This is a genomic window from Microcoleus sp. Z1_B2 (assembly GCF_036700325.1).
GTDB lineage: Bacteria > Cyanobacteriota > Cyanobacteriia > Cyanobacteriales > Microcoleaceae > Microcoleus.
The window spans coordinates 103,345-107,082 of record NZ_JAUBOQ010000026.1 but is presented as its reverse complement, the minus strand read 5'-3'; the positions used below and the strand labels follow the sequence as shown (position 1 = coordinate 107,082).

2 protein-coding genes and 1 pseudogene are annotated in these 3,738 nt (G+C 42.9%); 1 reads left to right on the top strand and 2 read right to left on the bottom strand.

All coding sequences use genetic code 11. From position 1 onward, the window contains the following. The coding region (locus QT984_RS16945) for an AAA family ATPase (protein ID WP_333374517.1) at positions 1 to 1,634 on the bottom strand (1,634 nt) is incomplete at its 3' end. 315 nt (positions 1,635 to 1,949) lie between these two features. Between QT984_RS16945 and QT984_RS16940 the strand changes: the two are divergent. Then, positions 1,950 to 2,189, top strand: a pseudogene (locus QT984_RS16940) (IS1/IS1595 family N-terminal zinc-binding domain-containing protein); the annotation flags it as partial. Positions 2,190 to 2,191: 2 nt separating this feature from the next. Here QT984_RS16940 and QT984_RS16935 read toward each other — a convergent pair. Beyond that, positions 2,192 to 3,738: CHAT domain-containing protein (locus QT984_RS16935; protein WP_333374515.1), on the bottom strand; the 1,547-nt coding region annotated here is incomplete at its 5' end.

Genomic DNA, 3,738 nt, shown 5'->3' with positions numbered 1-3,738 from the left:
AGGGGGAGCGCTGATTTTTGGTCTTGACGCACGGTATCAGTAATTAAGTTAACTATCTGGTGAAGCTGTAAGGGAGCTAAGGTAATTCGCTCGATTCTTGCACCTTGATTTTGCAGCTCGTCCAAAGTCATCATTAAAGGATGAGATGGGTTGACTTCGTTGTCTCGATAAGCACCAATTAGAAATAGATAGTTGGTTTGCTCATCTGCTATCATTACTTGTAGCAGTTTCAATGTGGCGGCATCAGCCCATTGTAAGTCGTCGAGAAAGATGACTAAGGGATAGTCAACTGAACAAAAGACGCGGATGAATTTTTGAAATACTAAATTAAAGCGGTTTTGTGCTTCGGTGGCGCTTAATTCTTGTACGGCGGGCTGTGGGCCAATGATTAGTTCTACTTCGGGAATGACATCGACAATGATTTGACTATTAGCGCCAAGGGCAGCTAATATTTTTTGTTTCCAGGTATTGAGTTGATTTTCGTTTTCTGTTAAGAGTTGCTTGACTAATGATTGAAAGGCTTTGACAACGGCGGCGTAAGGGATATTTCGTTGAAATTGGTCGAATTTTCCGGCAATAAAATAACCTCTGGCTTTAGTAATTGGTTTATAAACTTCTTGTACTAAGGCGGATTTACCTATGCCAGAGTAACCGGATACTAGCATCATTTCGGTGCTGCCCCTGCTGACTCGCTCAAAGGCTGCTAATAAGGTTTCAACTTCTGTTTCTCTGCCGTAGAGTTTTTGAGGTATCTGAAACTTATCTGTAATATCTTTTTGGGCGATCGCAAAATCTGCAATTCCTCCCGTAGTTTTTAATTGTTCTAGGCATTCTTCTAGGTCAGCGATAATTCCCCAAGGGCTTTGATATCTGGCTTCAGCGGTTTTCGCTAATAGCTTCATCACAATATCAGAAACAGCTTTAGGAATTTCTCGATTGATTTGGTGGGGCGGTACTGCTTGTTTGGCAATGTGACAGTGGATTAATTCCATTGCATCGCTGTAATCCCAGGGCAATTGCCCTGTTAGCATTTCGTAAAAAGTGACTCCTAATGAGTAAAAATCAGTGCGGTAGTCGATCGCTCTGTTCATTCTGCCTGTTTGTTCCGGCGATATATAGCTAAGGGTGCCTTCTAAAACATTAGGATTTTTCAGGGTAGGATTTTCGCGCTTTAAAACCGTAGAGATGCCAAAATCTATAATTTGAACTCGCCCTGTGCTTGAGTTGATAATAATATTGCTGGGATTAATATCTTTATGAATAATTTTATGTCTGTGAATTTCACCTAAAGCCCTGGTTATTTTAATAGCTGTTAATAAAAACTCTTCTAAGGTAAGTTTGTGAGAAGCCAACCAAAGCTTTAATGAGTCTCCACCACAATCCTCGAAAATGATAGCCAAACTGTTATGGTATCTTTCTAAGCTGTAGGTTTTAGGGACACTTTCTAGGTGAAGATTGTGTGTGATTTCGTATTCCTGCTTGTATCTGACTAACGAAGCTGGCATCGGATAATCTTGTTTGAGAAATTTGAGAATTACGGGTTGGTTGTCTTGCTTTCTCAGTCCCCGGTAAACTACAGAATTATTACTTTCATGGATCTGGTTGGTAATGTCGTAGCCCGGTAAGTTAATCATTCTTACAGCCTCTTGTCAGTATTAATACTCAATTATTTTTTATATATTGTTAGTTAATTAAGTATATGTATTATCTAATACACAATATTACCCTAAAATTTAAGAAAAGCTTAAGTTTTCCAAAAAAAATTATTTTTTCTTAACATTTCTTCAAAATAAGAGGGCTAAACATTCCGACCAGGAGTCCGATCGCTCCACAGTTTCCTGTAAAATCCGGCAAAACAGAGTGAAGTGCGATCGCCGTTAGTCTTCCTAGGAGATTTGGGCGTTGCATAATGAGAGTATAAATAGGGCGAATCACCATGCAATGAAAGCGAGTGCAAATTAACCCATATCCGTAGAAACACTAAGAAAAAAGGAAAACAGAACCACATTTGTGTCAAATGCGATCGTCAATTTATCGCTGATGATGAGTCCCACGCCTGGTTACAGCGAGACTGTGAAACCGGAATGCCTAAAAATGTATGTCAATAGTATAGGTTTTCGGGCAATTAACGAATCAAGGGAGTTCATCACACCACCCTAATAACTTCGGTAAGACTTGTGGGAAAACTCCATTACCAAGGATTGCCAATCATTGTAAAGGCGGCCCAATAATAAGGATGCGAAAGCACTCGATCGCCCCGCGCCGCAATTTCTGGAGGCAAAATTAGACCCCCAGAAAGCCCTTGGGCTCGCAACATCCCGTCTTGAATCCGCACGCGCCCCCGCAGCATCTCCAATTGCGCGCGTCGCAAAGCCTCCGCTTTAATCATCAAATTGCCACCGCGTCTGGGGGCCCGCAACTGGCGATAAAACTCAGTCATCAGCCCCAAAGTCCCATCATCGCTGACTTCCCACAAACTCGCCAAAGCGGATTTAGCACCGCTAGCTACCGCCAAACCCGCAAACCCCAACTCCGCATCTTCGTCGCCCAAAGCGGTACTGCACGCGCTTAAAACTAACAGATTCACCGGCGGTTCATTCCATCGCAACTGTCGCATTTGATCGATACGTAATTTACTATCCCACAACTGAATGTAAGAATTTTTCGGTTCTCCTGGCTGGAATTCGCTGTGAGTTGCTAAGTGAATGATGCCAAAAGGCTGATTTGCCCGCTGAGCTTGCAAATTTTCGAGAGTAAAATCTTGATTCAAAAATGATTTTCCTTCACTTGGCGGCGCGATCGACTCTAACTCCACCGGTACCGCTGGTAATGGCGCTTTATCTTCAAATACCGACGCCCCCATGGCCAAAATTTCATCATCCGCAATATTGTCGTAGCCGATATCAGTTAAGCTCAGACTCGGCATCACACTAATGCTGTATTTCTCAACTAAAAAGCCTTTGCCATCGTGAAGAGCAGCAAACGGCACGCTCCGCAAACCTGCTGCTGGAATTACAATTAAATTGTCAATCTTTAAAGCTGTCAATTCTGCGGCAACTGGTGCAATTAACCACCGATAAAGTTTTTGCGCGGTATCCAAATAACTAATGCTGCTTCTTTTTCGGGGATTAGTTATTTCGGTTTGCAGGGCGTCAGCTAGTTGCAACACCTGCCAGCGGGTTGTAGCCGGAATTAAAACGCGCTGGGGTTGAGCATTAGCTGTTACTAACACTATTTCTAAATGCTCCCCACTCGGAACATCGGAAACTTCTTTGCCATCCGGCGACAACCTCTGAGTCAACTTATCTTCTAAGGGATGAGATGGCTGGGATGCGAGGTTTGTTTTCACAGGCAATAGATTTGATAAATCCTGACTTGCCACCAGTACAGAATCATTTTCTTTGACAGCGGCTGCATCAGCTCTGCTGAGCCAATTCATATAAATAATAGCAGATTTGATTCCGGTAATTTTTTCGTTTTTGCGAAGATTTTCGTAAATTACCGACATATTCCCGATCGGTCTTCTTGCGGGCAAATCCAGATATTTTTCGTACTCGCGAGTAAAGATTTCCTCAAATGCTAAAACTCCCGAACCTGCCGAATCTAGCCTGCGAGAAGGAGCGAAAATATCCGGGCTAATTTCGGGAGTGTTGTATTGACTTTGCGATCGCAATTCTACTTGCACAGATGCAGGAAATGACAGCGCCGGATCGCGATTTACGGACTCAAGAGGCGGTG